Origin of the sequence: Photobacterium sp. GB-36 (genome assembly GCF_003026135.1) — a bacterium.
Classification (GTDB): Bacteria; Pseudomonadota; Gammaproteobacteria; order Enterobacterales; family Vibrionaceae; genus Photobacterium.
Genome location: NZ_PYNY01000008.1, coordinates 18078 through 40400 on the forward strand (window position 1 = coordinate 18078; position 22323 = coordinate 40400).

Here is a 22323-nt window from a genome sequence, read left to right on the forward strand (position 1 = left end):
AACACCAACCTTTTTCATCTCAATCATTATTAAGCAGTGATGATTTCATACGAATGAGTCAACTTAACCTTTTCACCAATCATCAAGCATACAGAGCAATATTTCTCTAAAGAATCAGCAATGGTGTTAGCCACTAAGGTTTCATTTAAATCAAAACCTGAAACAATAAAATGCAAATTGGCTGCGGTAAATAAACGTGGCGCTTGCTCTCGACGCTCAGCTGAAATAAGAACCTCACAACCCACAATATTTTGCGCTTGGGATTGTAAACCACTGACAACATCTACTGAGCTACACCCTCCCGCCGCCATTAATACCAATTCCATTGGACTTGGAGCTTTATCCCCTCCATTACCATCCATGACTACACTATGACCGGAGCTAGATTGACCTAAAAAAGTCATATCTTCTACCCATTTTACTCGGGACTGCATCGCTTAATCCTTATTCAAACGCCCAATAATTGTCTCTAGTCTTATTGATTAAATAATGAATGTAAATCCTAATTCTCCGCCTTAATAACAACTTTTTTCCTCTCTAAAAATCGTCGTAATAATCATTACTTATCGCACCACTTAAAATTATCTCGCCGCATTGTGATCCTGTGCACAGTTATCCATATGAAATGAACGAATCTACTAGATCAATATCAAGAAAAAGGCGCAGAAAAAGGATACACTCTAACTTATTCAAGTTAGCTTGCAGCCCAGCGGCTGAATGGATACCCTATCAGTAGGCAGTTTTTTTTCTCGTGATAAAAGTTAGAAAAGAAACCAATGCTGTTGGGCAACAAATGCAGAGGAAGTTAGTAATATGGTTCCAGGTAAACCGCAAACAGATCCAACTTTAGAGTGGTTTCTTTCCCATTGTCATATTCACAAGTACCCATCGAAAAGTACGCTGATCCACGCAGGTGAGAAAGCAGAAACGTTGTACTACATTGTGAAGGGTTCTGTTGCTGTACTAATCAAGGATGAAGAAGGTAAGGAAATGATCCTTTCTTACCTAAACCAAGGTGACTTTATTGGTGAGCTTGGCTTATTCGAAGAAGATCAAGAGCGTACTGCTTGGGTTCGTGCGAAAAGTCCTTGTGAAGTAGCAGAAATTTCATTCAAAAAATTCCGTCAGTTAATTCAGGTTAACCCTGATATTCTGATGCGCTTATCTGCTCAAATGGCAAGTCGCCTACAAGTGACAAGCCAGAAAGTAGGTGATTTGGCATTCTTAGATGTTACAGGTCGTATCGCACAGACATTGCTAAATCTTGCAAAACAACCAGATGCAATGACGCACCCTGATGGCATGCAGATTAAGATCACTCGTCAAGAAATCGGTCAAATTGTTGGCTGTTCTCGTGAAACAGTGGGTCGTATTCTAAAAATGCTTGAAGAGCAGAATCTAATCTCTGCTCACGGTAAGACGATTGTTGTTTACGGTACGCGTTAATTTTTAACGTCTTTAACCGTACGAAAAAAGCCGCACACTGTTGCGGCTTTTTTATTTCTTATTGATTAATAATCCACCCCATAAATACCTTTAAAAAGTGTGTCATTAATGCCATTAATTAACTTGTATTGCTCAAATTAAATGCTAAATTCAAGCAATGAATGGACTTCATCTTTTTTTGGTTTTTATATGGATATTGAACGTTTTGCCCCGAATAGCTACACCACTGTACCTGGCGCTATCGCTCCTCAACCTACAACTATTGAGATGACAGGCTTTAGTGACCGTCGTTGTTATTTAGAACAGCAAACAGGTTTACGTCGCTGTCCTGTTGAAGACAGTGGTATTTGGGGATCTCCCCTCGATAATTAACAGATTTAAAAAAAGCAGCCAATTGGCTGCTTTTTATTGCATTGTTTACACTGTTCAAGAGTTATAAGTACTTTCAAAGATCTTATCTGCCGAAGCTTCTACAAATCCGGTATAAATCTCACCATCTGGCTGTAAATAACGTTTAGCAAACTCATAAAATCCGCCAGAGACCAACATCTCACCATCAGAAAACGTGACCATGACTTTATCAGCCATGGTTGCTGATTGCTCTAACATCACAGTAGGATCGCCTTTTACCGCACCTCCCGCCTGATTAATGTCAAAACCACTTGATTCGAGAAAATGGTTCACTTCAGAAATTTCATTAAATTGCTCAAGCTGATTAATATCAACAGTAAAATGATTAGCACCAAAACCATGCGCTGCCACCCACCCTGCATATTCACTTTCTGCATTTAAAAACTGATAACTATCACGGCTTAATTGCCATGGTTTACCTTGAGAAAGAAAAGCAGGATCAGCAAAATAAGCATCATCAACTTGATCGACAAGCTGACGTACTTCTGTTTGTAACTCTGTTGAACATAATCCTAATTGCAGTTCACTAATAAATACTTTAGGCGCAGAAGGATCGGGATGTTCAAAGTGCTCTGCATATAACTTTTTCGCTTTGAAATGATATCGACCTTTGGGTTTATAACCTACCGCAATAAATGGAGCCGCTAATCTTGCTAAACCACATTTAGGTAGTGCAAAGGTACGCAACGCAATATGATCATTTCTAAGTGGCGCATCTTCGGTAAGTAATTGCCGAATATTCAGCGCTGAAGGGCATAATCGCTGAGTATAATCTTGCCATAACGCGGTAAATAATTGTTCCATGCTGCACAATCCTTACTGTAAGTAATACAGTGAACCTATTAGTCTCAGAGTGAAATACCCGGAGATAACTGCTCAGGTAAGCATGTTGCCTCACCTTCCATTGATGCCATTGGGTAAGCACAATAATCAGCAGCGTAGTAAGCACTTGGGCGTAAATTACCAGATGCTCCTGGGCCACCAAACGGTGCATCTCCACTCGCTCCCGTTAACTGGCGATTACGATTTACAATCCCCGCGCGAATATGATCAATAAAATATTGCCATTCACTATCATCGGTTGATACAAGCCCGGCTGATAAGCCATAACGGGTGTCGTTCGCAAGACACACAGCTTGAGCAAGATCTTGATAACGCACTACCTGCAATAATGGGCCAAAGTATTCTTCATCGGGTAAATTTTCGATATTCGTAACATCAACGATCCCAGGTGTAACCACCGCCCCCTGTCCGCGCTTTGCCTCTACCAATACTTCGCCACCAAGCGATACTAATTGTCGTTGAGTTTGCACAATATTGTCTGCGGCTTGACGGGAGATTTGAGGCCCCATAAACGGCGCAGGCTCGGCAAATGGTCCATCGACCACAATCGCTTTGGTTGCTTCCACTAAAGCTGCCAACAACGCATCCCCTTCGCTACCCAAGGGTAAGTATAGTCGGCGAGCACAAGTACACCGTTGTCCTGCGCTGATAAAAGCAGATTGTAAAATGGTATAAACGGTAGCATTGAGATCACCATAAGCATTGGAGATCACCATGGGGTTATTCCCCCCCATTTCTAATGCCAGCATCTTGCCCGGTTGACCTGCAAATTGGCGATGCAGAATATGCCCAGTATTAGCACTGCCCGTAAATAATAAACCATCAATATCTTTTGAAGCGGCGAGTGCCTCTCCAGTTGGGCGGGCTCCCTGCACAAGATTAATAACCCCATCAGGTAATCCTGCTTGTTGCCAGAGTTTCATTACAACTTCAGCCGTTTTAGGCGTTAATTCAGAAGGTTTGAATACCACCGTATTACCTGCAAGCAATGCAGGTACGATGTGGCCATTGGGTAAATGACCGGGGAAATTATAGGGCCCAAATACAGCCATCACCCCTAATGGTCTATGACGTACAATCGCTGTCGTACCTGCGATATCTTTCTCGCGTTGGCCTGTCCGTTCATGATAAGCACGTAACGAAATCGCCACTTTCCCTACCATTGCTGCTGCTTCTGTTCGAGTCTCCCATAACGGTTTACCCGTTTCTTCTGCTATCGTAATGGCAATTTTTTCACTATTGTCCTTCACCAACTCGGCAAATTGTTCCACGATGGCTTGGCGCTCAACAAGGGAAGTATGACGCCATTGAAGTAACGCTGCACGCGCAGCATTCACCGCTTGCGAGACTTGCTCACTTGTCGCGGCTCGGCCTTGCCAAATCACTTCATCAGTAAAGGGGTTGAGCGATGCCATCTCATCACCTAAACCATCAACCCATTGACCCGCAATCCATTGACTCATACTTTTCTCCCCTCTTTATATTCGTAGTTTTACAGCTCAATAAAGCGCACAGGCTCACCGGTATTAACCATGAGAGTATCAGCGACCTCTTGCGTCATAACCACGGTTTGCGCTTTATCATTGATTTCCAGTGGGCTCGCAACCGCACGAAAATCAGTAAATGATGTATTCGCCACTAGGCACTGCTGTTCACTTTGATGATCGTTAATTTCAACGATATAACGCTTTGAGTGGCGAACCGTTTCAACATTACGTACATCACATTCAACCGTCGGGCCTGCATCAAAAATATCGACATAACCACGGCATGAAAAACCTTCATTTTCTAGCAAACGTAATGCAGGACGCGTGTTGTCATGAACTTGACCTATAACCGCTTGGGCTTCTTTGCTCAGTAAATTGACGTATATCGGAAGTTTAGGCATTAAGTCCGCAATAAAGCCTTTTGCTCCGATCCCCGTTAGATAGTCAGCATGAATAAAATCAATCGAGAAAAAGTTATCTTTTAGCCATTGCCAAAAAGGTGAGTTCCCTTCTGCATCGGAAACACCGCGCATTTCAGCAAATACCACATCGGCGAAACGATGACGATGCTCTGCCATCATTAAAAAGCGCGCTTTAGACAATAGACGACCATTTAAACCTTCACGCCATGGTGTACGTAAAAATAACGTGCAAAGCTCGGTATCTCCGGTGTAGTGATTACCTAATGTCAGTAACTGTACGGTATTGTGTACCCCTAATCGACGCGAGGCATGAACCACAGTACTTAGATGATAGTTATAAAAAGGGGCTTCTAAGCCAATCGCCGCTTCAATGGCTGTGGTGCCTGCTATCTCGCCGGTATCTGTATCTTCAGCGACCATCAGGTAGCCTTCATCCTCTGGGCGAACGACATGTTTGGCAAAGCTGCGCTCTGAATGAGCAATGCGGTTACGAAGCATTTCTTCGTTAACAGGTAATGAAGTAAAACCATGACCTGATTCTTCAGCGCACTGCATGAGTGCAGAATAATCATCAGCGATGATAGGACGAATAACCAGCATCGACTTCCCTCCTGATGCAGGTAGTGACTATTGTCACTAACTAGATGGATAACAATAAGTCTTATAAGATAACTGGCAGTCGTTCCTCAACTGCCAGCAGCAATGCAAAGTAGAATTACTCGGCGTTATAGAGTGTTGCGATAGCGCGTTCTAGACGAGCCATACCTTCATCCACATCGGCTTTTTCAATCACTAGCGATGGCGTAAAGCGCACAACACTCGTACCAGCAACTAGCATCATTAAGCCTTCTTTGCCAGCTTGAACAAGAATGTCACGTGCACGACCTTGCCACTCTTCTGTGAGAGACGCTCCCAGCAGTAAACCTTTACCGCGGATCTCAGCAAAAATTGGGTATTTAGCATTAATCGCTGTCAGCCCTTCACGGAACCACTGTTCACGCTCTTTCACGCCAGCTAGAACATCGGGTTTACTCACTTCATTAATTACCGCTTCTGCGACAGCGCATGCTAACGGATTACCGCCATACGTTGAACCATGAGTACCGACTTTTAAATGTTCTGCTAATGCTGTTGTGGTAAGCATTGCGCCAATTGGGAAACCACCACCCAGTGACTTAGCCGTCGTTAAAATATCAGGTGTTACACCTAAACCTTGATAAGCATAAAAATCACCGGTACGACCATTGCCAGTTTGGACTTCATCAAATATCAATAGGGCTTGGTGCTTATCACATAACTCACGCACGCCCTGAACAAACTCAACGCTCGGGCTAACCAAACCACCTTCACCTTGCAATGGCTCCATCATCACCGCACAAGTTCGCTCAGACATAATCTCAGCTAAAGCTGATAAGTCATTGTAAGGAATATGCGTTACCGCTTGAGGTTTAGGGCCAAAACCATCTGAGTAAGCTTCTTGCCCACCAACAGTAACGGTGAAAAAAGTACGACCGTGAAAGCCTTGATGAAAGGCAATAATTTGATCTTTTTCAGCACTAAACTTATCGACCGCATAACGGCGAGCCAATTTCAGTGCCGCTTCGTTAGCTTCAGCTCCCGAGTTAGCAAAAAAGACTTTGTCAGCAAAACATAACTCAGTGAGTTTTTTCGCTAAACGCAATGCAGGTTCATTAGTTAACACATTACTTAAATGCCATAACTTATCGGCTTGATCTTTTAATGCATTAACCATAATTGGATGGCAATGACCCAGACAACTCACCGCAATTCCACCGGCAAAATCGACATATTCACGATCATGTTGATCCCATACTCGCGCACCACTGCCACGTACTGGGATCTCAGCCATAGGTGAATAACAAGGTACCATTACCTCATCAAATAAATTACGTTCTACTCTTTGCTCTGTAGTCATCACATTATCCTTCTGTGTATAACGCTATAATCATAGTATTTACATTTTATTAACCTTTGCCAATAGCAGAATATTTTTTTTGCTCTTTGGCAACGATGCTTTTTTTAATAAAACTGACATAGTTATGCGTTATCTCGGCAAGTTTATTAACCAACAAAGACAAAAAGGTGTGTTTCCTATCAGGAAATGAATAGCACAGAGAAATATGCTAGTGAATAGCTTTGCAATTTCAACAAATGAGAGTTGGAAATATAAAAATAGAAGATGTGTGGTTGATATCGCGATTTTAAGACAGGAATATAATAAAAATCGCGATTTAATTCGAAATCTAGCGCTTAAGAAAGTTGGCTAATAAGGCGTGCCCTTGCTCCGTTAGAATACTCTCGGGATGAAATTGCACCCCTTCTAACGGCAATGTTTTATGAGCGATCCCCATAATTTCATCAAGTTCCCCTTCACGCTCAGTCCATGCTGTAATGTTAAAGCAATCTGGCAGCGTATCTTGTTTAACGACTAAGGAATGATAACGAGTCACTGTTAATGGATTATTTAACCCTTCAAATACACTGGTATTATTATGCTTGATCGGAGAGGTTTTACCATGCATCACTTGCCTTGCTCGTACCACATCCCCACCAAAAGCTTGTGCTAACGATTGATGACCTAAGCACACGCCTAAAATAGGCAATTTACCTGCGAAGTATTCAATGGCTTGTAGTGATATACCCGCTTCATTTGGGGTACAAGGTCCAGGAGAGATGACTAAATGGGTGGGTGCTAGCGACTCAATACCTGCGAGATCAATCTCATCATTACGGACAACCTTAACCTCAGCGCCTAACTCACAAAAGTATTGATACAGGTTATAAGTAAATGAATCATAGTTATCAATAATTAACAGCATATATCTACAGCAACCTTTTCTATTCTGCGCCCTATTGTGCAACACATCACTAGAAACGCAAACCATAAAAAAAGCAGAGCAAATGCCCTGCTTAATCTATCTATCGTTACTCGTTAGTAAGGGCGAGCAACAAAGCCTACCGCTTGGTATGCTTTTTTCAGCACTTCAGCCGCACGTGCAGAAGCTTTTTCAGCACCTTGCTTCATTACGCTATCAAGGTAAGCACGATCAGCACGAATACGATGGTATTCAGCTTGTACTGGCTCAAGCATAGCAACTAATGCTTCACCGACATCTTTCTTAAATGGGCCATACATTTCAACGCCTGCATATTGTGCTTCAATTTCAGCATACGTCTTGCCTGTTGCGCCTGAATACAGACCCATTAGGTTTGAGATCCCTGCTTTGTTCTCGGTATCAAATGCAATGCGTGGTGGTGTTTCTGCATCAGTTTGTGCTTTGTTAACCTTCTTAAGAATCGATTTTGGATCTTCCAACAAAGTGATCACGTTCTTACGGTTATCATCAGACTTCGACATTTTCTTAGTCGCGTCTTGTAGGCTCATGACACGCGCACCAACCGATGGAATGTACGGCTCAGGAATTTGGAAAATTGGACTTTCTTCTGTGCCATACAAATTATTAAAACGTGTAGCAATATCACGAGCTAACTCTAAGTGTTGCTTCTGATCGCTACCTACAGGTACTTGATGTGCGCCATATAATAAAATATCAGCTGCCATCAATACTGGGTAACCGAATAAGCCCACGTTTACATCATTCGCATGACGCGCTGATTTGTCTTTAAACTGCGTCATACGACTTAGCTCACCCATTTGGGTGTAACAGTTTAATAACCAGCCTAGTTGAGCATGCTCCGGCACATGTGACTGAACAAATAACGTGCTCTTTTGTGGATCAACACCCACCGCTAAACAAATCGCTAATGCATCTAATGTTGCTTCATGCAGCGCTTTAGGATCTTGACGTACTGTGATGGCATGCAAATCAACCACACAGTATTGGCAATCGTAATCGTCTTGCATCTGTTCCCACTGACGCAGCGCACCTAGGTAGTTACCAATACTTAATTCACCAGAAGGCTGTACGCCACTTAATACAATGGGTTTACTCATGATCAGACAATCCTGTTAGTTTCTTATTCATAGAAAAGCGAGAGGCATACTCCCGCTTTTTACTTTGTTAGCCAGTGTACACTGGAATGTACTAGTCGCCTAGTTTAACCACATTTGCTAATTGCTTGAAGTAATCGCACACAACATCAGGTGCACTCTCTGCAATAGGCTGACCGTAGTTATAGCCGTAGGTTAAACCCAACGAATGACATGTTGCAGCCTTTGCTGCCAAGATATCATTGCGAGAATCACCCACCATTAACATCTCAGACGCGGCAATATTGTGTTTTTCCATTAACCAATGCAGTGCATAAGGATCTGGTTTTTTCAGTGGGAAAGTATCGCCACCAATCACATCAACAAAATACTCGCTGATGCCATGCTCTTCAAGTAAATGCGGGACAAATTGCGACGGTTTATTGGTTACAATCGCCATTGACATACCCGCTTGATGAAATGCAGCGAGTGTCGCTTTTACGTCGGCATACAATGCACTTTTTACATGACCGCCAAGCTCGTAGTAGTGATCAAATAATTGGCGAGCTTCTTTTTGTAGCTCTGGATCAATCGTTGGATCGACATCAACACTTCGGCTTAATGCGCGACCAATTAAAATATCAGCACCATTACCGATCCAAGTGGTAACTTGCTCTACGGTCACGCCTTCTCGTCCAAGGTGACGCATCGTTTTATCAGCAGCATCTGCTAAATCAGGTACGCTATCGAGTAATGTGCCATCTAAATCAAACGCTATAAACTTGATGTTTTCAAATACCATTAGCATTTAGCCTCAGCTAATTCTGCGCGCATTTTGTCTATCGCGACTTTATAATCAGGTTCATTAAAAATGGCAGAGCCCGCGACAAACATATCTGCGCCAGCAGCTGCAATTTCTCGAATATTATCAACTTTCACGCCACCATCAATTTCAAGACGAATATCACGGCCTGATGCATCAATACGTTTACGAACTTCACGTAGTTTATCAAGTGTTGCTGGAATAAAAGATTGACCGCCAAAGCCTGGATTCACTGACATCAATAAAATCATATCGACTTTATCCATAATGTAATCAAGGTGGTGGAGTGGCGTTGCCGGATTAAAAACCACACCCGCTTTACAACCATGTTCTTTGATCAGTTGTAAAGTACGGTCAACATGATCTGACGCTTCAACATGAAACGTGATCATCGTTGCGCCTGCTTTAGCAAAATCAGGAATAATGCGATCCACCGGTTTTACCATTAAATGCACATCAATCGGTGCGGTAATACCGTAGTCACGAAGAGCCTTACAGATAGGCGCACCAAACGTTAAATTAGGCACGTAATGATTATCCATAACATCAAAGTGAATAACGTCTGCACCCGCAGCTAACACCTTGTCAACGTCTTCACCCAAACGTGCAAAATCAGCCGATAAGATAGATGGAGCAATCAAGAAGTCCTTCATGTACTTGCCTCTCTTCGATACACAAAACCTGATACTTGGAAAACCAAGCTCAATAAATTGCCATAATTCTACCCGAACCGTGAAATATTGTCCCAATGGATTTATTTATTACTTCAGTTGTTCAAAATGATGAGACAAGCCACTACACTCAGTAAAAAGGGGAAGAAGAAGAGGCTAGATGAATATAGCTAAGTCAAAGAAAAGCACACCATTACAAGTTATTGTGAGTGTGTTAGCGGCATTATTTGGCGTTCAATCAGATAATAATCGGCAGCATGATTTTAAGCAATCAAGCCCATGGTCATTTATTGTTGTGGGGATTGTGGTTATTGGCGCAATGATTATGGCAATCATTGCCGTTGCGCAATGGGCAACGGCGATCTAATTATTCTTCTTCAGAAGCAAACGCGGGCGCCTGCTCTGTGCTTGAAACAGAGAATAAAGCTAACAGCTCATCGACCTTATTGCGCCCACTACCATTGCGGCTAATGGTACGTTTTACTTTAACCACAGAAAGATCTGCTCCTGTGTATAAACGACGCGTTAGTGCAGTATCGTGGTTAGAAATCAACACCGCTATATCTCGCTCTGCTGCCGCTTTTTCTGCAACGTCAGCAAGGGTGGCCTGATCATCTAAGCTAAAGCCATTACCAGAATAAGAGGTAAAATTAGCCGTGCTAGATAATGGCGCATAAGGCGGATCGCAGTACACCACACACCCTTTTCTCGCGCGTGAAAATGTTTGGAGATAACCTTCACAGACAAACGTAGCTCGTTTTGCTTTTTCCGAGAAATAATACATTTCAGCTTCAGGGAAATAAGGTTTTTTATACGAGCCGAACGGCACATTGAAGCCACCTTTTTTGTTATAACGACATAAGCCGTTAAAACCATGGCGGTTCATGTATAAGAAATACAATGAGCGTAAATACGGATCATCACTCGCATTAAATTCTTCACGAATTTTCAAATACGCTTCTTTATTATTGTATTCAGGCGTGAAAAGTTTACGTGCATCTTCAATATAGCGTTCAGGCTCATGCTTGAGGATGTTATAAAGATTGATCAGATCAGGGTTGATATCGGCCAATAAGTAATGGTCGTAATCGGTATTAAGAAAAACCGACCCCGCCCCAACAAAAGGCTCAACCAATTTACGCGCAGGCGGTAGATGTCGTTTAATATCCTCAACGAGAGAGTATTTACCCCCAGCCCATTTTAGGAATGCACGATGCTTTTTCATTAAGCTAAACCCACCAACACTAGCAATATTGTCACGAAAGGTCGCGGATTGTACCTCATTTCTACCCTCTACCGATACCAATTCACGTAAATAACTGCCCTCACAGCTTTATTTTCAACGTTCTATTTCTTGTTGAATTTTTCGATATGATTTAGGCCACGGGCTTAACGCTTTTAATTGCTTCGGTAAGGCTTTTATTGCCGAGCGTGCCCGAGTCGCTGTTGTGTAATCACCCGAAATTACAATAAACCATATTTTGTCGTCTCGACGTGTTTTATAAATACGAGCGGAAGACTGGATTTTATTCTTTTCAACAAAGGCTTTAGTTTCATTCCAGCTTATCGAAGCAGACAATTGAATAGCATAATGCCTTTTATTTATCGCGAGTATAGAGGCCGTATTAGCAAGCTTAATCGGCGTTTGAACAGCCCCCTCTTTTTTCGGCAGTCGCGGTTTACTATCTGACTTTGCAATCATTGTCGTTGCAGAGAGCTTTAGTTTGGGCTCTGTTATCTTAACAGCAGATGCAGGTAAAGCGCTTGAATCATGTGACTTAATACTAGTCGCTGACGAGCTTTGGGCTTTTACGTCAGTCTCATCTTCGAGTGTTACCGCATTGCCTGTTGTGGCTTGCTGACGAGTCTGTGTCGCTACACCATCAGATATAACAGGCTCACTTTGAGCAGGTACGTCTAGCACCTCTTGGGTAAATTCTTTGGCAGCACTTTCGCCTGTACCACCAACACGTTGCTCATCAAGTATCGCATCAATCAGTGGTGATGGTACAACTACCCGTTGCGCTACATTTTCAGCACGCCCCACCGTCAGCCCTTCACTATGGATCTCTGTTGGTAATGGCGTTTCATCAATAACGATACCTGTACTCTCGATGGTATCGGCCACAATAGGCTCAGCCTTAGATGCAAGAAAAGTCTCACCAGACGTAACTTTCGTTGTCTTTGTGCCTTGTAATGCCTTAAATCCAAACCATCCCACAATGCTGATACACACTATGGCAATCAACCCTATTAACAGTTGCGCCGGGGGTAAACGTCGTGATCCTTGACTCATCGCAGTCACGTCCTGTTGTGGTAATTGTTGTAATGCACCAGGGCGAGGTTCAACTCTAGCTAATCGTGACTTAATGTCTCGTCGATGCTGACTTCCGAGTTGCTCATCATTGAGTAACATCTCGCTAAACTGACTAATTTCATTAGGGCTTAACTCACTAATGTCTAACTCAAGTAAGGCCGGCCCTATTGTACGAACAATATCGCCGAATGGCTGAGTGATGGCATTAGGATCAGCAAAGAGCAATACATTAATTTGCCAACCAGAATGCATTTCTGTTTGACGAACCAGTGCCCATAATTCAGCAAGTAATTCAGGCGCTAAAAAGTGTGCATTATCAATAATAATAACGAAGTTGATCTTTTCAGGCAGTAAATGCTCAGCACTTTGACTTAACGAATCTTGCTCGTTAAACATTGGGGTTGAATGAAATTGTTGCAGTAGCAGTGTTCGTTGTTGCAGCAGTGTTTGATCATCTGTGCACGTCAGCAATGCTTGTTCAGCATGTTGGGCATAGTTTTCGAGGTATTGATGTGCAAGCCATGTTTTTCCTGAGCCCTGCGTACCATTCAATAAAATAAGATGAGAGCTAAATCGAGTAATAAATTGTACTCGAGAGAGCAACTGGATCTGGCTATCCAGATCCAAGTTTTTTGCCTCTAGTGTGCTACGCATGAATAACCACGACTTAGTGATTAATCACATCCCGCAATACTTCATGTGTCACGTTAGACACGACTTCAGCACTGCCAATGGATGTCGGTAGAACCAATCGTAGCTGGCCTGATAATACCTTTTTATCGCGCATCATGTGCTTAATAAAATCATCGAAGCCCATTGTTTCAGGTGCGATTACCGGTAGCTTTGCTCGCTCATGCAGTCGAATAATTCGCGCTACATCGTCATCACTAATAAGGCCTTGTATTGCCGCAGTTTTAGCCGCTAGTACTGTGCCTGCCGACACCGCTTCGCCGTGCAGCCAGTTACCATAGCCCATCTCTGCTTCAATCGCATGACCAAATGTATGACCGAGATTAAGTAAAGCTCGTACACCTGATTCTTTTTCATCAGCCGCAACAACATCTGCCTTAATTTGACAACAACGTGCAATGGCATAACACAATGCATCGTTATCGAGTGCTTGTAAGCGTTCAATGTTGTCTTCTAACCAGACAAAAAAGTCGTGATCGGCAATAATGCCATACTTGATCACTTCAGCCATTCCCGCTGCAAACTCACGTTCAGGTAGGGTTTGTAAGCAGTGATTATCAATCACTACCGCTTTGGGCTGATAAAAAGCGCCTATCATATTTTTACCCAATGGATGATTCACTGCGGTTTTGCCACCAACAGATGAGTCCACTTGAGAAAGTAATGTTGTAGGTACTTGAATAAAATCTACGCCACGTTGATAACTTGCAGCAGCAAAGCCCACGACATCACCAATGACACCGCCACCGAGCGCTACAATCACAACATCACGACCATAATTACCATCAAGTAAGAAAGTCATGATTTGATTAAAAGTCTCTAACGTTTTGTATTGTTCACCATCAGGGAGAGAAAGTAATGCCACTTGGCACTCTAATGAACTGATGGTTTCCATTACCTGCTGTGCATACAGCGGGGCAACAGTTTCGTTACTGACCACTACCACCCGCTTTCCCGCAGGAATCGCAGATGCAAACAACGCCGAGTTGCAAAACAACTCGGCGCCAATTGAAATAGGGTAGCTTCTGTCATCTAAATTGACATTGATCCGTTCCATGGTCAGCTTCTCTCTTTTTGTTGATTAACGCTCTTCTAGCATTTTGATGATTTGGTTCGCCACTACCTTCGCACTTTGATCATCAGTGCGAACAACGTAGTCAGCGACTTCTTCATATAATGGATTGCGCTCTTCTGCAAGTGCTTCCAGCACTTCACGAGGCGTATCAGTTTGAAGTAGAGGACGCTTTTTATCGCGTTGAGTTCGAGCAAGTTGCTTCTCGATAGTCGTCTCTAGATAAACTACGATACCACGTGCAGAAAGGCGATTACGGTTCTCTTTAGTTTTAACAGAACCACCACCTGTTGCCAGAACAATGCCTTGCTCTTGTGTTAGATCGTCGATAACGGCTTCTTCGCGAACACGGAACCCGTCTTCACCTTCCACATCAAAGACCCAACTAATATCAGCACCTGTACGTTCTTCAATAACTGTATCTGAGTCAAAGAATTCCATATGCAGCTGCTGTGCAAGGTGTCTACCAATAGTGCTTTTGCCGGCACCCATTGGGCCGACCAAGAAAATATTTCGTTTTTCAGCCATTTTTAGCAATTTTACGCGCGGTTAATAAAACGACACCACCCGCAGGCTCTATTTAATTAATAAGCCCGAGGCGCCAAGTTCCTCACATATAATTCGTGATAAGACAGAAAATTATCTCAGGACTGATAGCTACATTGCAAGCGCTAGTCACTCCTAATCAGTATTTTATTATGCCTGTCCTACCCAAAGAGGTCGCCATAATGGCTCAGCAGCGGTCTAAGGTCAATCGTAATAACCTTGTAATTCCGCTATTGCTGAGCATGAATATGGCAAAATAATAATTATATAGTCCAAAAAAACAACGGATGGAACTAATTTAATAAGGATCCATCCGCTGCTATAACAGTGTAGCTAAATTTTTAAGGTTTGTTGATTACCAGTAAAGACTACTGAATAACAATTTTAGGTGTCACAAAGATAAGTAATTCACGCTTACCCATTTGTTCCATTTTATGACGGAATAATGCACCTAATACTGGAATATCACCCAATAACGGTACTTTACGTGTCACGTTGGTCATACTGTGTTGGTAAATACCGCCTAAAACCACTGTCTCGCCATTATTTACCAGTACTTGAGTACCAATACGCTGAGTATCAATAGAAATCGCAGTGCCCGTACCGGTAGGGACATCTTCACCCTTGTTATCTTGAGTCACTTCAAGATCTAACACGAGTTTATCATCCGGTGTAATTTGTGGTGTAACCATTAAGCTCAGTACTGCTTTTTTAAACGATACCGATGTTGCACCACTGGATGACGCTTCTAAATACGGAATTTCTGTACCTTGCTCGATATACGCCGTCTTCTTATTAGTGGTCATCAAACGAGGACTAGAGATAATTTCTGCTTTATTTTCAGTCTGTAACGCCGAAAGCTCTAAATCAAGTAAGATATTACCTAACTTTGCAACCTGGAACGCTATTGAAGCGGCACCTGCGCCAGCACCTAGATTAACGTTAAGAAAATCATCAACGCTTGTACCTTCACCCAATAAGCCAGAGCTTGCTAAGTTACCTTCAATTGAACCGCCAACAGTGGTATCGCCATTCACTTTCGAGACCCCCCAACGCACACCAAGCTCATCAATATCACCTTCATTAATGGTGACAATACGCGCTTCGATTTGTACCTGCTTAACCGGAATATCAAGTGATGACACAATATCTTTGATACTACGAATATTATCAGGGGTATCTTTGATGATAAGTGCATTGGTACGCTCATCAACATGCAATGAACCACGTTCAGAGAGCATCCCAACACCATCAGTACTGCCGCTTAAAAGCTCTGCAATGTCCGTTGCTTTCGCATAGTTCACTTGAATCAAATCAGAACGCAGGCTCAACAACTCTTGTTGCTTACGCTTCGCTTCCATTACCTGATGTTCGCTTGCTGTGAGTTCCGCTTTAGGGGCAACCAATAACACAGAACCACGCACTCGCTTATCTAAGTCTTTTGATTGCAGAATAATATCTAACACTTGCGGCCAAGGTACATCATCAAGACGTAGCGTGACATTACCACTAACCGAATCCGAGACAACCAAGTTAAAGTCGTTATAATCAGCAATTAGCTGCAGAACATTACGCACAGGGATATCTTGGAAGTTAATTGAAATCGGCTTGCCTTTGTAATTGATCTTGGCGTTAGAGCTGGTGCCTTTTACCGCTTTTTTCACACGCTTTTCAATGATCACTTCAAGACGCTTACCACGAAGATTGTAATCATAATCGTAACTGCCTTTCATAGTGAAAATTAAGCGCGCACCGTTCGATACACGCATAGTTTCTATACTATTAACAACCGTTGCAAAATCAACGACATCAAGCGTATAAATCATGTCATCTTTAAGTACAGTATCAAAAATATCTAACTGCAGTTTGTTACCATTACGACGTAAATCAACTAACGACTGCGGCTTATCTAAACGAACGGTTAATACCCCTCGTCCTTTTCCATCACGACGAAAATCAATAGCTTGAATCTGATTATCAATCATTCCAGCTGCAGGTATAGCAGCAACACTCGGAAAAGCTAATACCCCACAGCATAACAGCCAAAGTGTTGCTAGATACTGGCGGCTTAACATCCACACATTCCCTTTCATAACTTATCCTTGATTACTGCTGAACTAGCGCCAGTTTAGTCGGTCGTTTAAGCCAACATCCTTTGCCATCTGGTAATGTTTCTTCGATTTCAATTACTTTGTCGCTAACTGTAAGTACCTTGCCGCGATTAAGACCAATATATTGACCGGGCTTAATTTTCATCAAGTCGCCTTCAGGTGTAAAAACTAGTCCCCAAAGTTGCTTTTTGTTTCCAATTGCCCCTTTCATTGAGAGTTTTTCTAACGCAAAGTTTTCAAGTTTACTGAGTTGACGATCAAGTTGTGGTTGCCAACACTCGCCCGTCTCTTTCTTGGCCAGCAACTGCTCTGGAATTGGTTTAACAAACGGTACTCGTTTGCTGGTCATTACAAACTTTTCAGCCTCAAAGACAAAAGGCTCAGGCAAAGGCTTAACTCGCGCTTTTGCTTCGTTATGGGTCATTGCGATAAACTCTGCGACAGAATCATCATTTGCCTGACACCCCACTAAACCAATAACAATAGGTAATAACCACACTACTTTTTTCATAGCTTAGCCCTCATCACTATTGTTCTTTTCTTGGCTTGGTGTCTTGAAACGATAGGTCGTTGCAGAGACTTTCAAAGACAAGGTTTCATCAGGCTGACCTAACGGCTTAACGCGACTTAACTCAGCATTGTTTAAGTTAACAATACGAGGCAAGCTCGCAACGGCTTCCGCAAACTTACCAATTTGCTCGTAATTCCCCGTCAACTGCATATTGATAGGTAATTCGTAATATAACTCGTGCTCAACTCTGGGTGCCCATTTGATTGATTGAAACACCAAACCATTGTTGACACCGATATCATTAATTCCCGCGAGCAAACTCGCTAGTTCTTGCTCTTCCGGCAACTGCTCAATCATTTCATTGTAACGGCGGTTTAATTCTGCAACTTGCTCTTTAACCCGAGGCAGTGCAGCGACTTGTGAAGCTCGACTGACTAGCTGGGACTTAAGGGTCTGCTCTTTTTGTTTCATTTGCTCAAGCTGATCATTTTTAGGGCTAACCCAATACCAATAACCAAACGCGCTTAACGCCACAGCCAAGACCGTTGCCACAATACATTGAGGCAGCAAAGGCCATTCAGTGATTTCATCTAATTCAAGTTCTTGCCAATCAGCCATATCACTTCCCCTTATTAATGTCTTTTTTTGCGACTTTATTTACTTTTGGTTGCGCAAAAGAAGGCACAGTTAAATCAAAAGAAGCATTGAACTGAGAAAGCTGTTCAGACTGACTACCTTTGGTTGTCACCAATGAATGCATATCAACATTAATGAACCATTTAGATTGCTCTGCCCCACCCAGTAATGCGGCTAAGTGACCGTTAGAATCCCCCACCCCTTTAATGCCGACTCGTTGTGAGTTCAAATTTAATGATTCAAGATAGACACCGCCAGGTACAACATTCGGTAATTGATTCAATAACTGCGTTGCGCGATTACGTGATTGTTGAATATCAGCAATCACGTTTAGCCTCAGCTGAATCGCTTTACGCTGCTCTTCTAACTTAGGTAGAAAGGCTAATCGTTTTTCGAGTAAATCAATTTCCTGTTGAAATTGGTCATTACGGGCTTGTTGCTGTTGTTGCTGCAAATCTAGGTATTGAACTACCCCATAATTCGCTAAAAACGCAACCAACACCGCAGAAGCCATAAGCCCAATAAAACGCTGTTTATGTTGCTTACGACGTTCTTCACGCCATGGCAGAAGGTTTAATTTATCGATCATGCCATCCCCCGTAACGCTAATCCGGTCGCGACAGCATATTGACTCGACATATCACTCGGTAATGTCACTTTCTTCGGCTGGCTAAAATGTTCAAACGGTTTGATCCAAACAACCTCTAGTCCCACTAACTGCTTTAATAGCGCATCTGAAATCAAGGACTGACAACCACCAGCAAGCCATAACCCTTTAATGCTACAGCGAGGATGTGTTGAGTTATAAAGCTGGATTTGGCGTTTTAATTGTTCAGCAAATTGCTCGGTAAAACGCTCAACAGTATTCTCTTCTTCAGCCTCTTGTTGATATGGAGAATCCTCAAATTGACTAGTACCAAAGCGAATTTCACGGTGGTAAGCATTGCTACCTTCCGGTTTCATGCAAAATTCTGTGTGGCATTTACCGACATCAACCAGTCCCCACTGCGTATACTGGCTGCCTATCTCAGCTAAATATTCGGTTAGCCATAACAATGCGTTGGTCTGTAATTCAACGACTTTTGGTTTAAAGCCAACTTTCTTTAAAACAGTAACGCGGCTATCGATGGTTTCTTTACGAGAAGCAAAGACTTGATATGGTGCTGTAGTGGCAGCTTCTGAGAAACGCTCACTCACCATGGGGAAGTAATCAAACCACAACTCTTCGACAGGAAAAGGGGACGCAGCGCCCAATGCTTGGACGATAGCAAACTCAGCCTCATCTTCATTGAGACTGGTATCGAGTTGAACAACTTTGCTGATAACAGCACTATCAGGTAAGGCTAAAGTAACGTTTTTGGCTTGCCACGGCAGTTGTTTCTTTAATTGACGTATTGCTGACAACAGCGCTGTCGCATTTACATTATGCTGTTCATTGATTACCGATTTGGTTAATTCAACTTCAGCGTATGCAGCCAATTCAAACTGATCTTTTTTCTGCTGTAGCGCCACAGCTTTTATGCTATGGCTACCAATATCTACCCCAATACTTAATGGGTTCCGAAACATCCGTGTTATGCTCCCATGTGGCGAAAAAACAAACTATTTCGAATAAACACCATCAACGGCATTAATTTTCTTTTTGTTATCTTTATACTAGTAATTAAAAGATAATGGATAATGACAATTAGCACGATGGCGTAACGGGAAATCTCAAGTGAAGTTCATAAAGCGATTACTAATACTTGCATTAATTTGCATAATTCTTGGAGTTGGTACTATTTTTGGCTTTTACCTGTATGTAAAGCCTGACCTTCCAGATGTAGCAACGTTAAAAAATGTCGAGCTGCAAACACCGATGCAGGTGTATAGCGAAGATGGTAAACTGATCTCACAGTTTGGTGAAAAGCGACGTATACCTCTTAAATTAGATCAAATTCCTCTTCTCATGCAGGAAGCTTTTATTGCGACAGAAGACAGTCGTTTTTATGAGCACCCAGGCGTCGATCCTATCGGTATTGCCCGTGCAGCTTTTGTCGTCTTGACATCAGGCTCTGCTCGTCAAGGGGCCAGTACTATTACTCAACAGCTCGCACGAAATTTCTTCTTATCCAATCAGAAGACAATCATGCGTAAAATCAAAGAAGCTTTCATTGCTATTCATATTGAAAAGCTACTGACTAAAGATCAAATTCTTGATCTCTATTTAAACAAAATTTACCTCGGCTATCGCGCTTATGGTGTAGGTGCAGCAGCGCAAGTCTATTTCGGTAAAACCGTTGATCAACTAACGTTATCTGAAATTGCAGTTATTGCGGGCCTGCCAAAAGCACCATCCACAATGAACCCAATTTATTCCATTGACCGAGCAACAACTCGTCGTAATGTTGTTTTAGGACGTATGCTTGAAGAGGGCTACATCACCAAAGCACAAATGGATGCTGCGCGCGCTGAACCTATAGTCTCTCACTATCATGGCGCAGAAATTCAACTTTACGCACCTTATGTTGCAGAGCGTGCTCGTGCATGGATGGTGGATCGCTATGGTCCGGCTGCGTATGAAAAAGGCATGAAGGTATATACGACCATCAATAGCAAACTTCAGCTTGATGCCCAGCAAGCCGCAGTAAACAACCTGCTAAGTTATGACCAACGCCATGGTTACCGTGGTCCTACAGCGGTTCTTTGGAAGCCAGGACAGCCGGCATTAAATGCCAATCAAATTGTAAATAAACTTCAAAATCAGCCTATCTATGGCAAACTTATCCCTGCTGTCGTAACGAAAGTTGATGGTAAAACCGCAGCTATCGTGACTAAAAATGGTGATATTGCCACTATCGATTGGAATGGTATGAAATGGGCTCGCAAATTCCTTTCTGACTCAAGTCAGGGTCCCGCTCCCCAAAAAGCCAGCGACATTCTTACTGCAGGTCAACAAATTTGGGTTCAACATAACCAAAATATTGTGAGTGATAAAACAGGCGGTGCTACAGTCACCACGAATCAATGGCTACTTAGCCAAGTTCCTGCAGCAAATACGTCTTTTGTTGCAATGTCACCCGAAAATGGTGCCGTGTTAGCAATGGTCGGTGGTTTTAACTACACCCGAAGTAAGTTCAACCGTGCAACGCAATCTATTCGTCAGGTCGGCTCTGGTATTAAGCCATTTATTTACTCTGCAGCCATAGAGAAAGGCTTAACCCTTGCTACTCTCATTAATGATGCGCCAATTACTAAGTGGGATAAGTGGCAAGGTACGGCATGGCGTCCTAAGAATGCTGATGGTAAATACGGTGGTCCTACCCGTGCTCGTATCGGCTTGGCTCGCTCAATTAACGTAATGGCAATTCGTGCACTACGTATTGCTGGGCTAGATTTCACCATTGATTATCTTACTCGTTTTGGTTTTAAACGTGCAGATTTACCTCGCGCAGAGCCTATTGCGCTTGGTGCTGGTAGTTTAACGCCACTGGAACTTGTACAAGGTTACTCTGTATTTGCTAATGGTGGTTATGCTGTTGAACCGTTCTTAATTAACAAGGTTGATAACAATGATGACCAGTTAATTTACTACGCTGATCCTGCCATTGTTTGTAACGATGCATGCCAAGCTAAAAATCCACAAGCGAAGATGCAAGTGGCAATGGCAACTGCTGTTGAAGATCATAAATTCGATCAATCAACAGATACCACAGCATCTACTACGGCAACTACTACGGCAACTAAAACAGTAACTACCACAGCGCCGACTGAAACAGAAAAACCAACGCCGGCAGATCTTGAAAAAGTAATATCTATGCCACCCGTTCGCTACGCACCAGAGGTGATCAGCGAGCAAAATGCGTTCCTTGTACGTGAAATGCTCAACAGTAACATTTGGGGTGAGCCAGGGCATCTATATGGGACAGGCTGGCGTGCAAGAGTACTAAAACGTCATGATATTGGTGGTAAAACAGGTACAACCAATAACGCGAAGGATGCATGGTACACAGGTTATGGCCCAAATATTGTGGCAACGACTTGGGTTGGCTTTGATGATCATCGCCGTGAATTAGGTCGCACTAGCTGGAATAATAATCTGGGTAAGAACCAAACAATCGGTGGTGAGTTCGGTGGTAATGCTGCACAACCTGCATGGATTAACTTTATGCGTCAGGCGTTGAAAAATACCCCTGAACAAGAAAAGCAAATTCCAAGTGATATTGTAAAAGTGCGTATTGACCGTGCAACAGGTCAGCTTTCAAACCGAAATGATGCAAGCTCAATGTATGAGTATTTCATTAAAGGTACTGAGCCGACACGCTCTGTACAGCAAGCGGTATCAGAGCAAAAATTTGATACAGAAACGGCTGAAGAGTTGTTCTAAACGCTGTTACATATATAAA

At 42.7% G+C, this 22323-nt stretch carries 22 protein-coding genes; 4 read left to right on the plus strand and 18 right to left on the minus strand.

Translation table 11 applies throughout. The features are described 5' to 3' along the window. Positions 1-29 precede the first annotated feature (29 nt). Positions 30-434, minus strand: coding sequence for an OsmC family protein (locus C9J46_RS09530; RefSeq protein ID WP_107207506.1), 405 nt, complete (start codon positions 432-434; stop codon positions 30-32). A gap of 379 nt (positions 435-813) precedes the next feature. Between C9J46_RS09530 and crp the strand changes: the two genes are divergently transcribed. Further along, positions 814-1446, plus strand: coding sequence for a cAMP-activated global transcriptional regulator CRP (gene crp / locus C9J46_RS09535; protein ID WP_005371802.1), 633 nt, complete (start codon positions 814-816; stop codon positions 1444-1446). A gap of 189 nt (positions 1447-1635) precedes the next feature. Then, positions 1636-1818, plus strand: a complete 183-nt coding sequence (locus tag C9J46_RS09540; RefSeq protein WP_008988108.1) for a hypothetical protein — start codon at positions 1636-1638, stop codon at positions 1816-1818. A 54-nt stretch (positions 1819-1872) separates the two neighbouring features. Here the strand turns inward: C9J46_RS09540 and C9J46_RS09545 are convergent, their stop codons facing one another. The 8 genes from C9J46_RS09545 to rpe all read right to left on the minus strand — a co-directional run bounded on the left by C9J46_RS09545 (position 1873) and on the right by rpe (position 10037). After that, a complete protein-coding gene (locus C9J46_RS09545; protein WP_107290822.1) occupies positions 1873-2661 on the minus strand; it encodes a DUF1338 domain-containing protein in 789 nt (262 codons plus the stop codon). 44 nt (positions 2662-2705) lie between these two features. Further along, the gene (astD, locus tag C9J46_RS09550; protein ID WP_107290823.1) at positions 2706-4163 is read right to left on the minus strand and encodes a succinylglutamate-semialdehyde dehydrogenase; all 1458 of its coding nucleotides are present in this window, start codon (positions 4161-4163) and stop codon (positions 2706-2708) included. A 29-nt stretch (positions 4164-4192) separates the two neighbouring features. Next, positions 4193-5209 (minus strand): arginine N-succinyltransferase, encoded by a 1017-nt coding sequence (gene astA / locus C9J46_RS09555; RefSeq protein WP_107207503.1) that lies wholly within the window; start codon positions 5207-5209, stop codon positions 4193-4195. 115 nt (positions 5210-5324) lie between these two features. Then, the gene (locus C9J46_RS09560; RefSeq protein ID WP_105061097.1) at positions 5325-6545 is read right to left on the minus strand and encodes an aspartate aminotransferase family protein; all 1221 of its coding nucleotides are present in this window, start codon (positions 6543-6545) and stop codon (positions 5325-5327) included. Between the two features lie 328 nt (positions 6546-6873). Beyond that, a complete protein-coding gene (locus C9J46_RS09565) occupies positions 6874-7449 on the minus strand; it encodes an aminodeoxychorismate/anthranilate synthase component II (protein ID WP_107207501.1) in 576 nt (191 codons plus the stop codon). A gap of 113 nt (positions 7450-7562) precedes the next feature. Continuing rightward, a complete protein-coding gene (gene trpS, locus C9J46_RS09570; protein WP_107247110.1) occupies positions 7563-8585 on the minus strand; it encodes a tryptophan--tRNA ligase in 1023 nt (340 codons plus the stop codon). Positions 8586-8676: 91 nt separating this feature from the next. Next, on the minus strand, positions 8677-9363 hold the full coding sequence (locus tag C9J46_RS09575) for a phosphoglycolate phosphatase (RefSeq protein ID WP_370444983.1): 687 nt from the start codon (positions 9361-9363) through the stop codon (positions 8677-8679). Continuing rightward, positions 9363-10037, minus strand: a complete 675-nt coding sequence (gene rpe, locus C9J46_RS09580; RefSeq protein ID WP_105061101.1) for a ribulose-phosphate 3-epimerase — start codon at positions 10035-10037, stop codon at positions 9363-9365. The genes C9J46_RS09575 and rpe overlap by 1 nt, the downstream gene beginning before the upstream one ends. A 178-nt stretch (positions 10038-10215) precedes the next feature. Between rpe and C9J46_RS09585 the strand changes: the two genes are divergently transcribed. Next, complete coding sequence (locus C9J46_RS09585; RefSeq protein ID WP_107260651.1) at positions 10216-10422, plus strand: DUF2970 domain-containing protein; 207 nt, start codon at positions 10216-10218, stop codon at positions 10420-10422. On the opposite strand, the gene dam is transcribed toward C9J46_RS09585, so the two are convergent. The 9 genes from dam to pilM all read right to left on the minus strand — a co-directional run bounded on the left by dam (position 10423) and on the right by pilM (position 19507). After that, positions 10423-11280 carry an adenine-specific DNA-methyltransferase gene (dam, locus tag C9J46_RS09590; RefSeq protein WP_107207497.1) on the minus strand — a complete coding sequence of 286 codons (858 nt, stop codon included), beginning with the start codon at positions 11278-11280 and terminating at the stop codon, positions 10423-10425. Positions 11281-11394: 114 nt separating this feature from the next. Next, complete coding sequence (locus C9J46_RS09595) at positions 11395-13026, minus strand: AAA family ATPase (RefSeq protein ID WP_107290825.1); 1632 nt, start codon at positions 13024-13026, stop codon at positions 11395-11397. A 13-nt stretch (positions 13027-13039) separates the two neighbouring features. Next, entirely contained in the window at positions 13040-14119 is a 1080-nt protein-coding gene (aroB, locus tag C9J46_RS09600; protein ID WP_045083869.1) for a 3-dehydroquinate synthase, read from the minus strand. A gap of 24 nt (positions 14120-14143) precedes the next feature. After that, positions 14144-14662, minus strand: a complete 519-nt coding sequence (gene aroK / locus C9J46_RS09605) for a shikimate kinase AroK (RefSeq protein WP_105061105.1) — start codon at positions 14660-14662, stop codon at positions 14144-14146. A gap of 386 nt (positions 14663-15048) precedes the next feature. Beyond that, entirely contained in the window at positions 15049-16773 is a 1725-nt protein-coding gene (locus C9J46_RS09610) for a type IV pilus secretin PilQ (RefSeq protein WP_233217738.1), read from the minus strand. Between the two features lie 13 nt (positions 16774-16786). Next, entirely contained in the window at positions 16787-17302 is a 516-nt protein-coding gene (locus C9J46_RS09615; protein ID WP_107290826.1) for a pilus assembly protein PilP, read from the minus strand. A 3-nt stretch (positions 17303-17305) separates the two neighbouring features. Continuing rightward, complete coding sequence (locus tag C9J46_RS09620) at positions 17306-17920, minus strand: type 4a pilus biogenesis protein PilO (protein ID WP_107260646.1); 615 nt, start codon at positions 17918-17920, stop codon at positions 17306-17308. 1 nt (position 17921) lies between these two features. Next, a complete protein-coding gene (locus C9J46_RS09625; protein WP_107207493.1) occupies positions 17922-18527 on the minus strand; it encodes a PilN domain-containing protein in 606 nt (201 codons plus the stop codon). Continuing rightward, entirely contained in the window at positions 18524-19507 is a 984-nt protein-coding gene (gene pilM / locus C9J46_RS09630) for a type IV pilus biogenesis protein PilM (protein ID WP_107207492.1), read from the minus strand. The genes C9J46_RS09625 and pilM overlap by 4 nt, the downstream gene beginning before the upstream one ends. Before the next feature lie 148 nt (positions 19508-19655). Here pilM and C9J46_RS09635 point away from each other — a divergent pair, with 148 nt between their 5' ends. Continuing rightward, positions 19656-22304 carry a penicillin-binding protein 1A gene (locus tag C9J46_RS09635; RefSeq protein ID WP_107290827.1) on the plus strand — a complete coding sequence of 883 codons (2649 nt, stop codon included), beginning with the start codon at positions 19656-19658 and terminating at the stop codon, positions 22302-22304. Positions 22305-22323: the final 19 nt, after the last annotated feature.